The following is a 15,679-nucleotide window of genomic DNA, read 5'->3' on the forward strand; positions in this document are numbered from 1 at the left end:
CGCACGCCCCAGGGGAGGCCCTGCTGGACGCGCGCTACTTGCGCGTCCAGCGGTCCAGCCAGCCCAGCACCTCGTCGTGCCACTGGATGCTGTTGTGGGGCTTGAGCACCCAGTGGTTCTCGTCCGGGAAGTAGAGGAAGCGGGACGGGATGCCCCGGCGCTGGAGCGCGGTGAAGGTGGCGATGCCCTGCGTGTCCACCACGCGGTAGTCCTTGCCGCCGTGGATGACGAGCATGGGCGTCTTCCACTTCGCCACGTGGTTCACCGGGTTGAACTTCTCGTACGTCTCCGGCTTCTCCCACGGCAGGGCCTTGTGCTCCCACTCGGGGAACCAGAGCTCCTCGGTGTCGTAGTAGGCCGCGCGCTCGTCGAAGATGCCGTCGTGGTTCACGAGGCACTGGAAGCCGTCCGTCCAGTTGCCGGCGATCCAGTTGATCATGTACCCGCCGTAGCTGCCGCCCAGCGCGCACCGCTTCGTCTTGTGGATGAAGGGGTACTTCTGGAGCGCGGCGTCCACGCCCTTCTTCAGGTCCTCCAGCGGCTTGCCGCCCCAGTCCCCGGCGATGGAGTCCGTGAAGGCCTGGCCGTAGCCGGTGGAGCCGTGGAAGTCGATCATCACCGCCACGTAGCCGCGGCCCGCGTACACCTGCGGGTTCCACCGGTAATGGAAGTGGTTGCCGAAGCTGCCCTGCGGCCCGCCGTGGATGAGGAAGGCCATCGGGTACTGGCGCTTCGGGTCGAAGTCCACGGGCTTCACGACGTAGCCGTGCACCGTCTCGTTGTTCCAGCCCGGGAAGTTGAACTGCTCGAAGGCGCCGAACTTCAGGCCCGCGAGCGCCTCCTGGTTCACCTGGGTGAGCTGCCGGGCGCCGGTGCCGTCCGCCTTCATCGCGTACAGGTCCGCCGGCGAGTCCAGGTCATCCAGCGCGTAGACGACCTGGCCGTCCGCCGCGGGCTGGGCCCCCTCCGCGTTGCCCGCCTGGGTGAGGCGGCGCGGCTTGCCGGTGGCCACGTCCAGCGCGAACACGGCGTTCTGCCCCACGTCGTTGGCCGTCGTGTAGAGCGTGGCGCCGTCGTTGCTCCACGCGAGCGAGCCCGCGGAGCGGTCCCAGTCCTGGGTGAGCACGCGCTCCTGGCCGCCCGGCCACGTGCGCAGGATGACGCGGTAGCGGTCGGACTCGTAGCCGGGGCGGGACATGGCCACGTACGCGAGCGTCTTGCCGTCCGGGCTGAACACGGGGCTCGTGTCCGTGGCGCGGTTCTTCTCCGTGAGCTTGCGCGGCTTCGCCTTGCCGTCGACGGGCGCGTGGAAGAGGTCCAGGTCGGTGGACCAGGACTCGGTGCGGCCCGCGTCGCGCGCGGCGAAGACGACGCCCTTGCCGTCCGGGGTGAAGGTGAACTCCTCCGCGCCGCCAAAGGGCTTGCTGGGCGCGTCCGCGTCCATGCCCTTCATCACGTCCACGGGCGTGCCGCCGGCCACGGGGACGACGAACAGGTGTGAGCGCGTGCCATCCCGCCACGAGTCCCAGTGGCGCGCGAAGAGCTGATCATACGCCTGGCCGGTGGTCTTCTTCTTCCCGGCCTCCGCGGCGCGCTGGGTGTTGCACGTCAGGTCCGCGCAGTCCGGGCGCACGTCCAGCGCCACCGCGAGCTGCTTGCCGTCGCGCGACACCGCGAAGCTGTTCACGTCCAGCGGCAGCTTCGTGACGGGCAGCGGCTCGCCGCCGTCCACGGGCAGGCGCCACACCTGCGAGGAGCCGCCGCGCGACGACAGGAAGAAGAGGCTCTTGCCGTCCGGGGCCCAGACGGGGTCGCTGTCGCTGTCCGGATGGGAGGTGAGCTGGCGCGGGGCCGAGCCGTCCAGGTTGACGAGCCACAAATCGGTACGGCCGCGGTTCTTCTCCATGTCGGTGGAGCGCAGGACGTAGGCGACCTGGCGGCCGTCGGGCGAGACGCGCGGGCCGTTGAGCCGGCGCAGCGTGACCAGGTCCTGTTGATTGAACGGATGGGGCGCGGGCGCCGGGTTGGCGCCGAGCGCCAGGGCCGCGAGGAGCGACAGGGGCACGGGGGGTTCCTCCGGAGGGTTGGAACCCGGACCGTGCCCTTGGGAGGACGCACTGTCCACCGATGGATGCGGGCCGGGTGGAAGGGGTGGAAGGCCCCGACGCGCGGTGCTAGAGATTCAGCCCATGAGCGCACCCATCGTCGTCCACATCTGGTCCGACTTCGTTTGACCCTGGTGTTACGTCGGCCTCGGTGAGGTCGAGAAGCTGAAGAAGGAATACGACGTCCAGGTGGAGTGGCACCCCTACTTCCTGCGCCCGGAGACGCCTCCGGAAGGGCTGCCGTTGCCCGAGTACGTGCGCCAGGGGATGAAGGACCCCAACAACCCGCTGAAGCTCCGCGCCGCGAAGGCCGGGCTGAAGATGGTGCACCGGGACATCATCCCGTCCACCCGCCGTGCGCACGAGGCGGCGGAGTACGCGCGCGCGCAAGGCCGGCTGGAGCCCTTCCAGGCCGCCATCCTGCGGCGCTACTGGACCGAGGGTGAGGACCTCTGGCAGTGGGACACGCTGCGCGGTGCGGGCGTGGAGGCCGGGTTGGATCCGGACGAGCTCCAGCGCGCGGTGGAGGAAGGCCGCTACCGGCAGCTCGTGGAGGAGTCCGTGCGCGAGGCCCAGGAGATGGGCATCCGCGCGGTGCCCACGTTCATCCTGGGCGACAAGCTGGCCATCCAGGGCGCGCACGAGTACCCGTCGTTCCAGCGGGCCATGCAGCAGCTGGGCGCGAAGCCGAAGCAGCAGGGCTGAAGCGCGGGCGCTACAGGCCCTTCACCAGGATGAGCAGCCGCGCGAAGGTCTCCGGACCTTCGCCGGCCAGGCCCCTGGCGAAGTCCAGGAACGTGGGCGCCTGCTCCACGTGCTTGGCGACGACCTGGAACGCCTCCACGGCGGCGGCGTCCAGCGTGGACTCGGGCGTGCCGGGAGCATCCAGCAGCGCCACCACGGCCGGGTGCCCGAGCAGCACCCAGCGCACCACGGAGGCGCGCAGCACGAGCAGGAACACGGCGTTCAGGAGGCTCGGGGCTTCCGTGAACGGGTGGCGCAGGACGTGGTTGAGCGCGTGGTGCAGGAAGTACTGGTGCACGCGCTCACCGTGCAGGGACTCCAGGGCGGAGCGCCGGGCAGCGTGGAGCCGCCACGCGTCGTCCGGGCTCGTGTCCGCGCCACCGTAGTTCGCGTGCACGTCGCGCACGAGTGAGAGGAAGCGCTGGCTGCTCACGGCGGCCTCGCGCGAGCGGAGCACGGCGGCGCAGATGCCAGCCCACGGCCCTCCGGGCAGCTCCAGCGCTTCGAGCTGCGCGCGCAGGGACGCGAGTGTTTCCGTGGACTCGTATTCGCGAAGGATGTTCGTGAGACGTGCGTCCCCCGGAGCGAACGCCGTCGTCCCTGGGAAGTAGAAGTCGCCCAGGTCCAGCGCCATTCGGCCCAGCGCGTACAGCCTCGCGGCGAACGGGACTTCACGCCGTTCCAGGAGCCTCAGCATCGCTTCGCGCACGGTGTCCGCGTGGGCCGTCCACGCGTCGTCACCCGCCGCCACCTGCCGCGCGACCTGGGGACGCAGGGCCTGTTCCTCGGGCACGGGCTCGCGCACCAGCGCGTCCTCCGCCAGCAGGCACAGGCGTGCCGTCTCCGGACACGCGAGCGACCCCGCCATCTCCACCTGCTCGCCCCAGCGCGTGAGCACCCTTGGAAAGACGGAGCAGCCGTCCGGCAACACCGCTTCGCCGTACCGGCGCTGGAGCGAGCACAGCTTCGCGTCATCCAGGAACGCGCAGTGTCCGTCCGCGCGCTTGCCCAGGATGCCCGCCTGCTGGCCCGTGGCGCCTTCCGGGTTCGGGGTGATCAACGCCTCGACACGCGCCGCGTCCGGGCTGCCCGCGACCTTCTGCCGCAGCAGGCTCCAGCGCGACTCGCTGATGGGCACCGTGAGCCCCGCGCAGCAGGTGTCCTCGCACGCCTCCGCGATGCAGCGGAAGCGCGCCATGTAGCGGGGGGCGGAGGCGGTCATGGCGCCAGTCTACTTGCGGCCCAGCGCCTTCTTCACGAACCCCCAGAAGCGGCCCGCGCGGTCCTTCAAGTCCGCGCCCCGGCGCTCCTCGGCGGCGTTCATCGCCTCCTTGCTCACCTGGAGCTGCTTCTGGAGTTCCTCCGGCGAGTAGCGCGTGGCGAGCGTCGCCTTCACTTCCTTGCGCGTCGAGTACTCACGCGCCTCCACGTGCAGCACGCATTCGGAGTCGAGCTTCAGCGTCACGGCCACGCGCACGGAGCCCTTGGGGCCTCGTGGGAGGCCTTCCATGCGCACCGTGCCCAGGTACTCGTTGGCGGAGATGTGGTTGTCCTCGCCCTGGAAGATGGACAGCTCCATCCGCTCTTCGTTGTCCTGCGAGGTGCTGATGGCGAACGAGCGCTGCGTGGGCAGCGGGCTGTTGCGCTCGACGACGCGCTTGAAGGCGCCGCCGGGCATGGCCACGCCAATGGTCATGGGCAGCACGTCGATGAGCACCACGCTGCTCACCTTGTCCACCGAACCCGAGTACAGCGCCGCGCCCAGCGCCACGGCCTCGTCCGCGTTGACGCTCGCCTGCGCGTTCTTGCCGAAGAGGCCCTTCAGCTTGTCGCGCACCAGCGGCATGCGGCTCATGCCGCCCACCAGGATGATGTCGTCCACCTCCGAGGCCTTCAGCTTGGAGTCCAGGAGCACGTCGCGCACCACGTCGATGGTGCGGTTGAGCAGCGGGTCGCAGATCTTCTCCAGGTCCTGGCGCGACATCGTCACGCGCAGGTCCCGGGGGCGGCCCGCGTTGTCCATCATCAGCATGGGGATGTGGACCTCGAAGGTGCTGCGCTCGGACAGCCCCATCTTCGCGCGCTCGGCGGCGTCGGCCACGCGCGACAGGGCGATGCCGTCCCCGTTGAACGCGATGCCCTCCTTCTCCTGGAAGCGCTCCAGGAGGAAGTCGACGATGAGGTTGTCGAAGTCGATACCGCCCAGGAAGATGTCGCCGCCGGTGCCCAGCACCTCGAAGACGTTCTTCTCGATGCGCAGGATGGTCGCGTCGAAGGTGCCGCCGCCCAGGTCGTAGACGAGGACCTTCTTGTTGAGCTCGCGGTTGAGGCCGTACGCGAGCGCCGCGGACGTGGGCTCGTTGAGGATGCGCTCCACCTTGAGGCCGGCCATGTGGCCCGCCTTGCGGACCGCTTCACGCTGGGGCTCGGAGTAGTAGGCCGGCACCGTCACCACGGCGCGCTCCACCTTCTGGTTGAGGTGGGTTTCGGCCATCTCCTTGCACTCGCGCAGGATGATGCCCTGCACCTCTTCCAGCGACAGCACGTCGTTGCCCAGGCGCACGGCGGCGCGGCCCGCGGCGTCGGGGGTGATTTCGTAGTGGAAGCGCTCGCGGACCTGCTTCACCACGGCGCTGTCGTAGGGACGGCCCACCAGGCGCTTCGCGCCGTAGATGGTGTGCGTGGGCCGCAGGACGAGCTGGTTCTTCGCGCGGTGGCTGACGAGCAGCTTGCTCTGCGCGCTCAGCGAGATGACGGACGGGATGGTGTTGTAGCCCTCGCGCGAGCGCAGCACGACGGGCCGGCCGTTGGACAAGAGCGCCACGCAGGAGTTGGTGGTGCCCAGGTCGATGCCGATGACGGGGCCCGTGCCCGCCAGCGGCGTCTGCGGCGGCGTGAGGTAGATGGGGCGCACCTGGCCGTTGGCGTCCAGGGCCGGAGGCGGCGCGGGCGTCGCCGGAGCCGCGGCGGGCGCGAGCATCGCGGGGGCGCTCGGCGCGGCGGGGGCAGGCGGGGCCTGACGCACGGAGGGCGGCAGCACGCTCGGCGGCGGCTGGGGCGGAGGAGGCGCCACGGGCCGCGCGGCGGGACGGCCCGGAGAGGACTTGGACTCGCGGGCCAGTTCCAGCGGCCCGTCGTCGTCCACGGACAGGTCGAGGTCGAACTCGGTGCTGCCGCCGGACGGGCGCTGCGGCGCGGGAGGCTGCTGCGGGACGGCGCGGCCCCACGAGGAGGCCGGCTCCTGGGACAGGTCGGGGGCACCGGCGCGGGAACCAGGCTCGCGGCCCAGACCCGGCGCGGCGGGACGGTTGGCGAAGGAGCCGGGCTCCAGGCCCAGCCCTGGCACGGAAGCGCGTCCAGCGACGGAGCCCGGCTCACGGCCCAACCCCGGAGCAGCCGCACGGCCTCCCGAGGAAATGGGCTCGAGTCCCAATCCCGGCGCGGCACGACCGGCAGCGGATCCCGGCTCGCGGCCCAGGCCCGGCGCGGCAGCGCGGCCACCTGACGAGATGGGCTCAAGTCCCAGTCCGGGCACGGCGGCGCGACCCGCCGCGGATCCAGGCTCACGTCCCAATCCAGGCGCGGCACGACCGGCCGCGGATCCAGGCTCCAAGCCGAGTCCAGGCGCGGAGCGACCTGCGACGGACCCGGGCTCGCGTCCCAATCCAGGAGCGCCACGACCGGCTGCGGACCCGGGCTCAAGGCCCAATCCAGGAGCGCCACGACCGGCTGCGGACCCGGGCTCAAGGCCCAATCCAGGAGCGCCACGGCCGGCAGCGGATCCAGGCTCACGGCCCAGGCCCGGCGCGGCACGGCCCGCGGCGGACCCGGGCTCACGGCCCAGCCCCGGCGCGGCGGCACGGCCCGGCGACGACGCAGGCTCACGTCCCAGCGGCCGGTGACGGCCCGGCGAGGACGCAGGCTCGCGCGCCAGCTCCAGCGGGGCCTCGTCGTCCAGGGACGACAGGTCCAGGTCGAACTCGGTGCTGCCACCGGAGGTCTGCGCGGGCGCTGCCGGCGGCGCGGCGGGCGGAGGAGGAGGAACGGCGCGCTGCATGGGCGGCGGTGCCACCGGCGCGGCGCGAGGCGGCGGCGCGGGGTCGAAGGCGTCCGAGAAATCCAGCTCGAACCCACCCGCGTCGCCAGCGCCAGAAGCCGCGCTGTCCTCCACCGAGATGCCCACCTCGATGGGCGCCTCGTCGAGCGGCTCGCCCATCGCGATGGGCGCATCCACGGCCGGAGCCTCGAACTCGAAGTCGAACCCGGGCAGCGGCTCGTCGCCTCCCGACAACACGCCCGGCACGGTGGGCGGAGGCGTCCCCGCGATGAGCTCGTCCAGCGGGATGTCCACGTCGTTCGCGGAGTCCGCCAACGCCAGGCCCACGTCCTCTTCCGGAGCCCCCAGCGAGAACGGCTCGTCCGCCCCACCCAGCGACAGCGGCTCATCCGCGGAGGGAGCCGGGCTGGCCGAAGCATCCAGGTCGTTGAACAGCGAATCGGGCGCGGGACTGGACGGCGCATCCAGGTCGTCGAACAGCGAATCGAGCGCCGCGCCCCCTGAGGCCTGCGGCGCGGGACGCGCGGCCGCGGTGGACGGCGCGACAGGACGCACGGGTGCCACGGCGGCGGGACGCGGCGGCGCGGCCACGGGCGGACGCACCGGGGCGATGCCCGGCGCGGCCAATGGAGCGATGCCCGGAGCCACGACCGGCGCGATTCCCGGAGCGACAGCCGGCGCGATGGACGGCAGCGGCGCGGCGGCCGGCGCGGCACTCGCGCCCGGCTTGCGCTGGAGCATCAGGTCCACGAGCGCGCGGCTCGCCGTATCCAGGTCCTCGAACGCCAATCCCATGCCCGGAGGCCCCGCCGGGTCGTTCACCTCGCGCACCCAGCGCACGGTGGCGGTGCCCTGGAGCACGCGCACGCCGTTGGCGATCTGCACCTCGAAGCGCACGGGCGTGCCCACCGGCTGCGGCGTGCGCGAGCGGATGAACATGCCCCCAGGACTGATGTTGGTGGCGAACTCCTCGGTGAAGCTCCCCACAGTCTCATGCTTGAGCTTCACCAACAGACCGACCGACTTGCGGTCCGAGGTACGCCGACCTTGATCCATGGTTCGGCACTGTCGCGTCCGGGGGCCATTCCCTCAAGAGGGTTCTGGCCCCCTGCCCGGCCGTCCGGTATCCCCCCGAGGCCCCAGGTGCGCCTGCGTCTTACCTGTATGTCCCCGCTATCCTGGGACTTCGTCGTCCCCCAGGAAGCGGTCCGGGTGCGCCGGACAGGAGTCCCCAGATGAACGCGGTTCCCCATTTCGCCCCGGTTCCCCTGCATGCGCGGTGGCTGGTGGACCGGCGGCACGACCTGCTCTCCACGGTCGGGGGGCTGGGCGCGAGCCTGGCGCTGATGGCGCTGCACGTGCTGGGGGGCGTGAGCGGGCCGCCGCTGTGGTGGGCGTGGGTGCTGCTCCTGGACGGGCCGCACCTGTTCGCGACGGTGTCACGCACGTACCTGGACGCGCGCGAGCGGAAGGCGCGGGCGCGGCTGCTCTGGGGCAGCCTGGGCTGGTTCGTGGCGGGGCCGGCGGTGTTCGCGGGGTCGGTGCTGGCCGGGCAGCGCTGGCCGTTCGCGGTGTTCGTGACGCTGGCGGCGCTCTGGGCGTACTGGCACGTGGTGCGGCAGCACTACGGCATCATGGTGCTCTACCAGCGCAAGGCCGGGGAGAAGGACGCGTGGGACCGGCGGCTGGACAGCGTGACGCTGTACGTGGGGTTGCTCGCGCCGTTCGTGGCGTTCGCGCTGACGCATCCGGGGGCGCGGCGCCGGCTGGGGCTGATGGCGGAGCCGACCTGGGAGGTCGGGGTGGCGCACGCGTGCTTCGGCCTGGTGCTCGCGGTGGTGGGCGTGCTCGCGGCGCGGCAGGTGTGGCGGTGGCGCCGGGGGCTGGGGGTGAACGGGCCCAAGCTGCTCATGCTGGGCGCGGCGCTGGGGCTGACGTCGCTGGTGTTCTGGCCGTCGGTGTCGCGCCGGATGGACTTCCTGATGTTCACCGTGGCCGTGACGGCGTTCCACAACGTGCAGTACCACGGCATCGTCTGGTTCTTTCACCGCAACCGCTACCACGCGAGCGGCGTGGACCATGCCGCGTTCGGCTGGGCGCCGAAGGTGAGCCAGCGCTTCATCGTCTACGCGCTCTGCGGGCTCGCGTTCACGCTGGCGTACCGGACGCTGGGCTGCGGCATGGGGGTGCACCCGGGCTGCGGCGCGTTCGACACGAAGGTGGCGCTGGGCGGAAGCGGCCTCACGCTGCGCGACCTGATGGAGGGCTTCATCTGGGGCTTCGCGCTGCACCACTACTTCCTGGACCAGTACATCTGGCGCGTGCGCAAGGACGCGGGGCTGAACCAGGACTTGAAGCTGAACACGGCGACGGCGGCTTGACCCCCGGGCCAACGGGACTGTGTCGGACCTGTGGCTATTATCCGCGGACCATGGCCAGCAAACATCGACGGCGGCCTCCTCCTCGTCCCGCGACTGCGCGTCGCGCCGCCGCATCATCGCCCACGTGGCCCCTGCCCATGCAGCGTGTCCCGCTCAGTGAGGCGCGCAGCCATCTCAGCGCCCTCGTGCAGCAGGCAGCCACCCAGCGTCATGTCACTGCCATCACGGTGCACGACGAACTGAAAGCGTTCCTCATCGCGCCCTCACGGCTGGAGGCCCTTCTGGAAGCGGAGCGGAAGGCACGCCCCTCCCGGAAGCGGAAGTCGAAGCTTCGAGGCTCCCTGCGCATCGTCGGCGACCTGGAAGCCCTTGAGGAGAGCCCCAGTCAACGACTTCAGCGCTCGGCCCTGACCTCCGCGGAGGTGCTGGAGCTTGAGTGAAGGCTACGTGCTCGACACGAATGCCCTGCTCTTCTACGCGGGCGACCAGTTCCAGAAGCTCGGGCCCACGGCGAAGCGGGCGTTCTCCGCCTTCGAGCATGGACGTGGTTATCTGGTGGTGCCCGCGCCCGTCGTAGCGAGGCCTGATCACCTCCGGGCCTTGCGCGCCATGGCCTTCTCGTACGCGGCCTGAAGCTCACCGAACACCGAGCGGGCCGGGCGCGGCCTGCCCAGGTGCAGGTGGCGCAGCTCGTCCATGAACGCGTCCCAGAGGGGCGGGCCGCCCTTCTCCAGCAGCTCCGCGCGCACGGACAGCTCCTCGCTCGGCTGCGTGTGCCGGCGGCCCCAGGCCCCCATGTGCGCGAGCAGGGGCACCAGCTGGATGGACGCCTCCGTGAGGCTGTAGATGCCCTTCTGCCGGTGGTTCGGATCCGGGCGGCGCGACAGCAGCTCGGACGCGGTCAGCCGCTTCAGCCGGTCCGCGAGGATGTTCGAGGCGATGCCCTCCTCGCTCTGCTCCAGCAGCTCTCCATAGGTGCGCCGGTTCCCGAACATGACGTCGCGGATGACGATGAGGCTCCAGCGGTCACCGAGCTGTTCGAGCGTCAGGTTGATGGGACAGCCGGATCGTCCTGTCTGCGGCATGGCCGTCCTCCCGGGGTTGATACTTGCAATATGCAAGTAGCGCGGATACGGTTCAACCACTTGCAAATCACAAGCAGTTGAAAGGTCCCACGATGGCGCTCGCGGTCTACGGTCACCCCTTCTCCTCGTACACGCAGAAGGTGCTCATCGCGCTGTACGAGAACGGCACGCCCTTCGAGTTCCGGAACATCGGGCCGGACACGCCGGAGCACACGGCCGAGTGGCTGCGTCGCTGGCCGCTGCGCAAGTTCCCGCTGCTGGTGGACGGTGACCGCCAGGTCGTCGAGACGAGCATCATGATCGAGTACCTGCAGCTCGCGCATCCCGGGCAGGTGCGCCTGCTGCCCGAGAATCCAATGGCCGCGCTGGACGTGCGCTTCCTCGACCGCTTCTTCGACCTGCACGTCATGGACATGGTCCAGCACGCCGTGAATGGCGCACTGACAGGGGATGCCACGAAGCGGAAGGAAGGCCTGGCCACGGCCGTGGAGAACCTGGAGCGCGCCTACGCCTGGGTGGAAGGGCAGCTCGCCGGCAGGACCTGGGCCACGGGCGCGGACTTCACGCTGGCGGACTGCGCGGCCGCGCCCTCACTCTTCTACGCGGACTGGACCCACCGCATCCCCGAGTCCTACCCCCAGCTGCGCGCCTACCGCGCGCGGTTGCTGGCCCGCCCGTCCGTCGCCCGGGCGGTGGATGGAGGACGCCCGTTCCGCCCCCTCTTCCCCCTGGGCGCGCCGGACCGGGACTGACGGGCTCACGACGCCCGTTCGGCCGGCGCACGGAGCGCACGGGCGAGCGCCTCGTTCAGCTCGCGCTTGAAGCTCGTGGTCATCCAGGCGTCCGGGATGGCATCGAAGCCGTGGATGGCCCCGGGGTAGACATGGAGCTCCACCGGGACTCCCGCGCGGGAGAGGCGGCGGGCGTAGTCCATGGACTCGTCGAAGAAGACGTCGAGCGAACCCACGGCGATGAAGGCGGGGGGCAGCTGCGAGACGTCCTGGCCGAGCGAGGCCGAGAAGTGCCCGGCGCGAGCGTCGGTCGGGAGGTAGTCCCCGCGCAGGGACTCCCAGCCGAAGCGGGTGTGCGCACGCGTCCAGGAGAACTCGCCCGTCGTCGGGTTGGGGTCCGCTTCCAGGGCCGTCCCCGTGCGGGCGTCGAGCATGGGGTAGATGAGGATCTGCGCCGCGGGCCGGGGTCCGCTGTCGTCGCGGCTGAGCTGCGCCAGCGAGGCGGCGAGCCCGCCACCGGCGCTCTGCCCCATGAGGACGATTCGCGAAGGATCGATGCCGAGTGACGCGGCGTTCGCGTGGACCCAGCGCAGCGCCGCGTAGGCGTCGTCGATGGGCCCCGGGAATGGCACCTCCGGCGCGAGGCGGTAGTCGACCGAGACGACGACGGCGTCGTGCGCGAGGGCGAGCTCGGCGTCGAAGCCCTCGCCCATGGTGGCGCTGCCCATCACCATGCCGCCGCCGTGCAGGAACAGCACGGCGGGCCGCGGCACCGTGATGGAGCCCGGCGGAGTCTGGATGACGAGCCGGACGTCAGGCGCTCCGTGCCGTCCGGGGATGCGCACCTCGCCGCGGAGCGCGGTGGTCCGGGGGGCGATGGACGCGATCATCTGATCCATGAACGTGCGGGCGTCCGTGAGGTTCTCGCGGGAGAGCCCCGGGAGGAACGCGTGGGCGGTGAGGGGAAGGAGGGACGGGTCGACGAGATGACGGGTGGACATGGGTGACTCCTGGGATGCGGCGGTGGGTGGGGTTGCGTTGGAAGGCGGGGGCTTCAGGGCGCGGCGCGGATGACCACCTTGCCGATGACGCCGCCGCGCTCGGACCGCTCGAACGCGCCGCGAGCGTCGGACAGCTCAAACACCTCCACGGGCGGAGGAAGGAGTTCCCGGGCCTGGAGCTTCCCCGCGAGCTCCGCGAGGTCCCGGCCGGACGGCCTGGTCACGAGCAGCAGCTGCTTCTGGCGGCGGAAGGGGCCGAGCACCTTGGAGGCGATGAGCGACGCGGGCGACGGCTCGAACCCCACGTGCCGGCCGCGCGGCGACAGGAGGCTCCGCGCCTCCGCGAAGGACAGCTTCGTGCTCAGGTCGAAGACGACGTCGAAGCGCTCGCCGAGCATCGAGAGCGGCCGGGCGCGATGGTCGTGGACCCCCTGGGCACCGTACTGCCGTGCCACGGCCAGACCCGCGGCGGAGGCGACGGCGGTGACGTGCGCGCCACGCGACCGGGCGAGCTGGATCAACATGAGCCCCACACCGCCCGTCGCGCCGTTGACGAGCACGCGCTCACCGGGGGCGACGCGCGCGACGTCACGCACGGCCTGAAGCGCCGCGAGCCCCACCATCGAGACCGCCGCGGCCCCGACGTCGTCGAGCCCTGGCGGAGTCCGGGCGACGGACGTCGCCGCGACCGTGATGAGTCCGGCGAGCGTTCCCTCCCGCATGCTCCCGGGGAAGCCGAACACGCGGTCTCCGACCGAGAACCCTTCGACGCCCGCTCCTACCTCCTCGACGACACCGGCGAAGTCCGAGCCGGGCGACCTCGGGAAGCGGGCACCGCTGAGCAGCCGCAGCTCGCCCCGCCGGATCTTCCCGTCGATGGGATTCACCGAGACGGCTCGGACACGGATGAGCAGGTGGTGGGCGCGGACGCGGGGCGCCGACGACTGAGTGTGCTGGAGGACATCAGGACTGCCGAAGCGGCTGTAGGTGAGTGCGTTCATGCCCTTCAAGCTACGGGGCGGCACTCATTCGCGGAACTTGATGGTGGGAATGGGTATTGTTCACGCTGTGAAGCTCTCGGCCTTCGACCTGAACCACGTTCGCGCGCTCCATCACCTGCTTGAGGAGGCTCACGTCACGCGCGCGGCGAAGAAGCTGGGAATCACGCCCGCGGCGGCGAGCAATGCCCTGCACCGGCTGCGCGTCGACTTCAACGACCCGCTCCTGGTCCGCAACGGGAGGTCGCTCGTGCGAACCCAGCGGGCCGAAGCGCTTCGCGCACCCGCCAGGGAGGTGATGCTGGCGGCCGGGCGGCTGTTCGACCAGGGGCGTCCCTTCGACCCGGCGACGGCGACCTGGGACATCTTCGTGACGACGTCGGACCGCGTCGCGGAGCTGCTCCTGCCGACGCTCGACCGACTCCTCGCGGCGCGTGCTCCCGGGGCCCTGCTCACGCTCCGGACCCAGACGTCGGACCTGGGGACGTTCCTGCGGGACCACGGCGGGATCGCCATCGTCCCGGACCTCGCGAAGGAGCGGGACCTGCGCTCGCAGCGCCTGTTCGTCGACGAGTTCGTCTGCGTCATGCGCGGGGCGCATCCCCTCGCCACCGGACGCATGTCCCTGAAACGGTTCACCGAGTGGGAGCACGTCCTCGTCGCCCCCCTCGCGCAGTCGCGACGCGGCGGTATCGACGTGCTCCTGGAGAAGGAGGGGCTCTCACGTCGCGTGACGCGCGTGGTGACCACGTTCTCCCTGGCGCTGCCGCTCGTGCTGGGCTCGGACCGGCTCGCCGTCCTTCCGCGCAGCTTCGCCGCCATGCACGCGAAGGCACTCGGGCTCGAGCTTCGGCCGCTGCCTGTCTCGATGCCTCCCCTCGAGATGCTCCTGGCCTGGCATCTTGGGAACGAGGGCGACCCGAAGCACGCCTGGGTCCGCGGGCTCGTGCAGGACGCGGTACGCGCCGTGGGCCTGAAGTAGCCCACGGCACGCTCCGCGGTCAGGCTCAGTGCGTCACGAGCCGCAGGAACGCATCCTGGTTCCACGTGTCGCCCGCGCCGTCGCGCTGCCAGCCGGACACCACCAGCCCGGAGTCCGGCGCCGCCACCAGCGCCGTCGTCGCCAGCGAGCACGTGCCGCTCTCGCACGCCTCCGCCGCCAGCGTCTTCGTGCCCAGCAGCGCACCGTCCGCCGCGTAGCGCGTGACCGTGTTGCCGCAGGCAGCCGCCACCGGGCCGGCGGCCTCCACCGCGGCCACCGTGCCCACCGACGTCGAGCCACACGTGGGCTGCTTCACCCAGCGCTCCTGCCCGTCCGCCGCCGCCGTCAGCACGAACGGACCGCCCTCATCCAGCGCCACGCCGTTCCACACCAGCAGGCCCACCGCCTCGCCGGCCACGGCCACCGTGCCGTCCGCGCCCACCGACACGGAGCCCACGCGGCCGTTCACGCCCGGCACCTCGCGGCCCCACGCCAGCGCTCCGTCCGCGCCGAACGCGAGCACCACGAAGCCGCCCGCGCCCTCGGCGTCGAACGTGCGCCCGTCCACCGTCACCGGGCCCACCAGCCGGCCGGCCACCACCGACGTGCCCGTGGCCGACAGCGCCACCGCCGACAGCAGCGTGCCCTCCTTCGCGCCATCGAACGTCTGGGTCCAGCGCACTTCCCCGTCCGCCGCGTAGCGCACCAGCCGGGGCGTGTGGGCCTCCGTCGTCCACTCCTCGCCCAGCGCCACCACGCCGCCCGCCGCGTCGGCGGACACCGCGTAGACCTTCTGGCCCACGCGGCGCTGCCACTCGGGCGCGCCCGCCTGGGAGAACTTCACCAGGAAGCCGTCCTGCGCCTCGCCCAGCCCGAAGTCCGCCGAGTACAGGAACGCGTTGCCGGACAGGAACACCGCGCCGTCAGCTCCCGTGGAGCCCGCCACGCGCAGGTCCGACAGGCGGTTGCGCTCGAACTCCTTCGCCCACTGCTTCGTCCCGTCCGCCGCGTAGCGCGACAGCGTGACCACCAGCCGCTCGCCCTCCACCTGCTCGCGGTCCTCGTCCGAGCGCGGCGTGCCGGACGTCACGAACAGCACCTCCCCGCCCCGCCCCACCGCCAGGCCCGTGCCCGTGTCGTCCTGCGGGCCGCCCAGCGTGTGCGACCAGGGGCTCGCCGCCGGGGCCGAGGGCTTGGGGGCCTCCGCCGAGGGGGCCTGCGTGGGCGCCTGGGTCCCAGGCGAGGGAGCAGCCGTCTGGGGGGCCGGCGCGGGGACGGTGCCCTGGGCTTCCGCACTGGCCGTCACATCGCCAGCTTCCTCCGCCGAAGCACCACCACAGGCAGTGCCGCCCAACCCGAGGAGTCCCGCGCCCAGAAGTGCCCACCCGCCCCAGATGACTCGCCGTGCTGAACGCATGCCGTGCTCCCATGCCTGCCCTGCTCCATCGCAGGTGCCTTGGGAACGTAAGCAGTGTGTCCACGGTCCGGCATTCCCCCCTGTCCAGGGGGCACTGAAACAGGCCGGGGGGCAGGCACCGGGACGGGCGCGGGGCCGGTCGGACCCCTGTGTTTTCGCCGAGGAATACCGGCCCCCT

12 protein-coding genes and 1 pseudogene are annotated in these 15,679 nt (G+C 71.6%); 6 read left to right on the forward strand and 7 right to left on the reverse strand.

Going from position 1 to position 15,679, the window contains the following annotated elements; genetic code table 11:
• Positions 1-34 precede the first annotated feature (34 nt).
• A complete protein-coding gene (locus NR792_RS22635) occupies positions 35-2,065 on the reverse strand; it encodes a prolyl oligopeptidase family serine peptidase (RefSeq protein WP_375754758.1) in 2,031 nt (676 codons plus the stop codon).
• A 181-nt stretch (positions 2,066-2,246) separates the two neighbouring features.
• On the opposite strand from NR792_RS22635, the pseudogene NR792_RS22640 reads away from it, so the two are divergent.
• A pseudogene (locus tag NR792_RS22640) lies at positions 2,247-2,810 on the forward strand (DsbA family protein); the annotation flags it as partial.
• A gap of 10 nt (positions 2,811-2,820) precedes the next feature.
• Here the strand turns inward: NR792_RS22640 and fliB are convergent.
• Positions 2,821-4,071 (reverse strand): flagellin lysine-N-methylase, encoded by a 1,251-nt coding sequence (gene fliB, locus NR792_RS22645; protein ID WP_375754759.1) that lies wholly within the window; start codon positions 4,069-4,071, stop codon positions 2,821-2,823.
• Positions 4,072-4,080: 9 nt separating this feature from the next.
• Positions 4,081-7,962: a TIGR02266 family protein gene (locus tag NR792_RS22650; protein WP_375754760.1), complete on the reverse strand. Its 3,882-nt coding sequence runs from the start codon at positions 7,960-7,962 to the stop codon at positions 4,081-4,083.
• A 179-nt stretch (positions 7,963-8,141) separates the two neighbouring features.
• Here NR792_RS22650 and NR792_RS22655 point away from each other — a divergent pair, with 179 nt between their 5' ends.
• The 3 genes from NR792_RS22655 to NR792_RS22665 all read left to right on the forward strand — a co-directional run bounded on the left by NR792_RS22655 (position 8,142) and on the right by NR792_RS22665 (position 9,920).
• Positions 8,142-9,287, forward strand: a complete 1,146-nt coding sequence (locus NR792_RS22655) for a hypothetical protein (RefSeq protein WP_375754761.1) — start codon at positions 8,142-8,144, stop codon at positions 9,285-9,287.
• A 137-nt stretch (positions 9,288-9,424) separates the two neighbouring features.
• Positions 9,425-9,727, forward strand: a complete 303-nt coding sequence (locus tag NR792_RS22660) for a type II toxin-antitoxin system Phd/YefM family antitoxin (protein WP_207054968.1) — start codon at positions 9,425-9,427, stop codon at positions 9,725-9,727.
• Positions 9,720-9,920 carry a hypothetical protein gene (locus NR792_RS22665; RefSeq protein WP_375754762.1) on the forward strand — a complete coding sequence of 67 codons (201 nt, stop codon included), beginning with the start codon at positions 9,720-9,722 and terminating at the stop codon, positions 9,918-9,920. Before NR792_RS22660 ends, NR792_RS22665 begins: the two co-directional genes overlap by 8 nt.
• On the opposite strand, the gene NR792_RS22670 is transcribed toward NR792_RS22665, so the two are convergent.
• Positions 9,875-10,372 (reverse strand): winged helix-turn-helix transcriptional regulator, encoded by a 498-nt coding sequence (locus NR792_RS22670; protein WP_375754763.1) that lies wholly within the window; start codon positions 10,370-10,372, stop codon positions 9,875-9,877. The two genes, NR792_RS22665 and NR792_RS22670, sit on opposite strands and share 46 nt — an antisense overlap.
• A 92-nt stretch (positions 10,373-10,464) precedes the next feature.
• Between NR792_RS22670 and NR792_RS22675 the strand changes: the two genes are divergently transcribed.
• Complete coding sequence (locus tag NR792_RS22675; protein WP_375754764.1) at positions 10,465-11,124, forward strand: glutathione S-transferase family protein; 660 nt, start codon at positions 10,465-10,467, stop codon at positions 11,122-11,124.
• Positions 11,125-11,129: 5 nt separating this feature from the next.
• On the opposite strand, the gene NR792_RS22680 is transcribed toward NR792_RS22675, so the two are convergent.
• Both NR792_RS22680 and NR792_RS22685 read right to left on the reverse strand, forming a co-directional pair.
• Positions 11,130-12,104, reverse strand: coding sequence for an alpha/beta hydrolase (locus NR792_RS22680; protein ID WP_375754765.1), 975 nt, complete (start codon positions 12,102-12,104; stop codon positions 11,130-11,132).
• A gap of 53 nt (positions 12,105-12,157) precedes the next feature.
• Positions 12,158-13,105 carry an NAD(P)-dependent alcohol dehydrogenase gene (locus NR792_RS22685; protein WP_375754766.1) on the reverse strand — a complete coding sequence of 316 codons (948 nt, stop codon included), beginning with the start codon at positions 13,103-13,105 and terminating at the stop codon, positions 12,158-12,160.
• 67 nt (positions 13,106-13,172) lie between these two features.
• Here NR792_RS22685 and NR792_RS22690 point away from each other — a divergent pair, with 67 nt between their 5' ends.
• Positions 13,173-14,084: a LysR family transcriptional regulator gene (locus NR792_RS22690; RefSeq protein ID WP_375754768.1), complete on the forward strand. Its 912-nt coding sequence runs from the start codon at positions 13,173-13,175 to the stop codon at positions 14,082-14,084.
• Between the two features lie 25 nt (positions 14,085-14,109).
• On the opposite strand, the gene NR792_RS22695 is transcribed toward NR792_RS22690, so the two are convergent.
• Positions 14,110-15,390 (reverse strand): hypothetical protein, encoded by a 1,281-nt coding sequence (locus tag NR792_RS22695; protein ID WP_375754769.1) that lies wholly within the window; start codon positions 15,388-15,390, stop codon positions 14,110-14,112.
• Positions 15,391-15,679: the final 289 nt, after the last annotated feature.

It is taken from the genome of Corallococcus exercitus, assembly GCF_042231735.1.
GTDB lineage: Bacteria > Myxococcota > Myxococcia > Myxococcales > Myxococcaceae > Corallococcus > Corallococcus exercitus_B.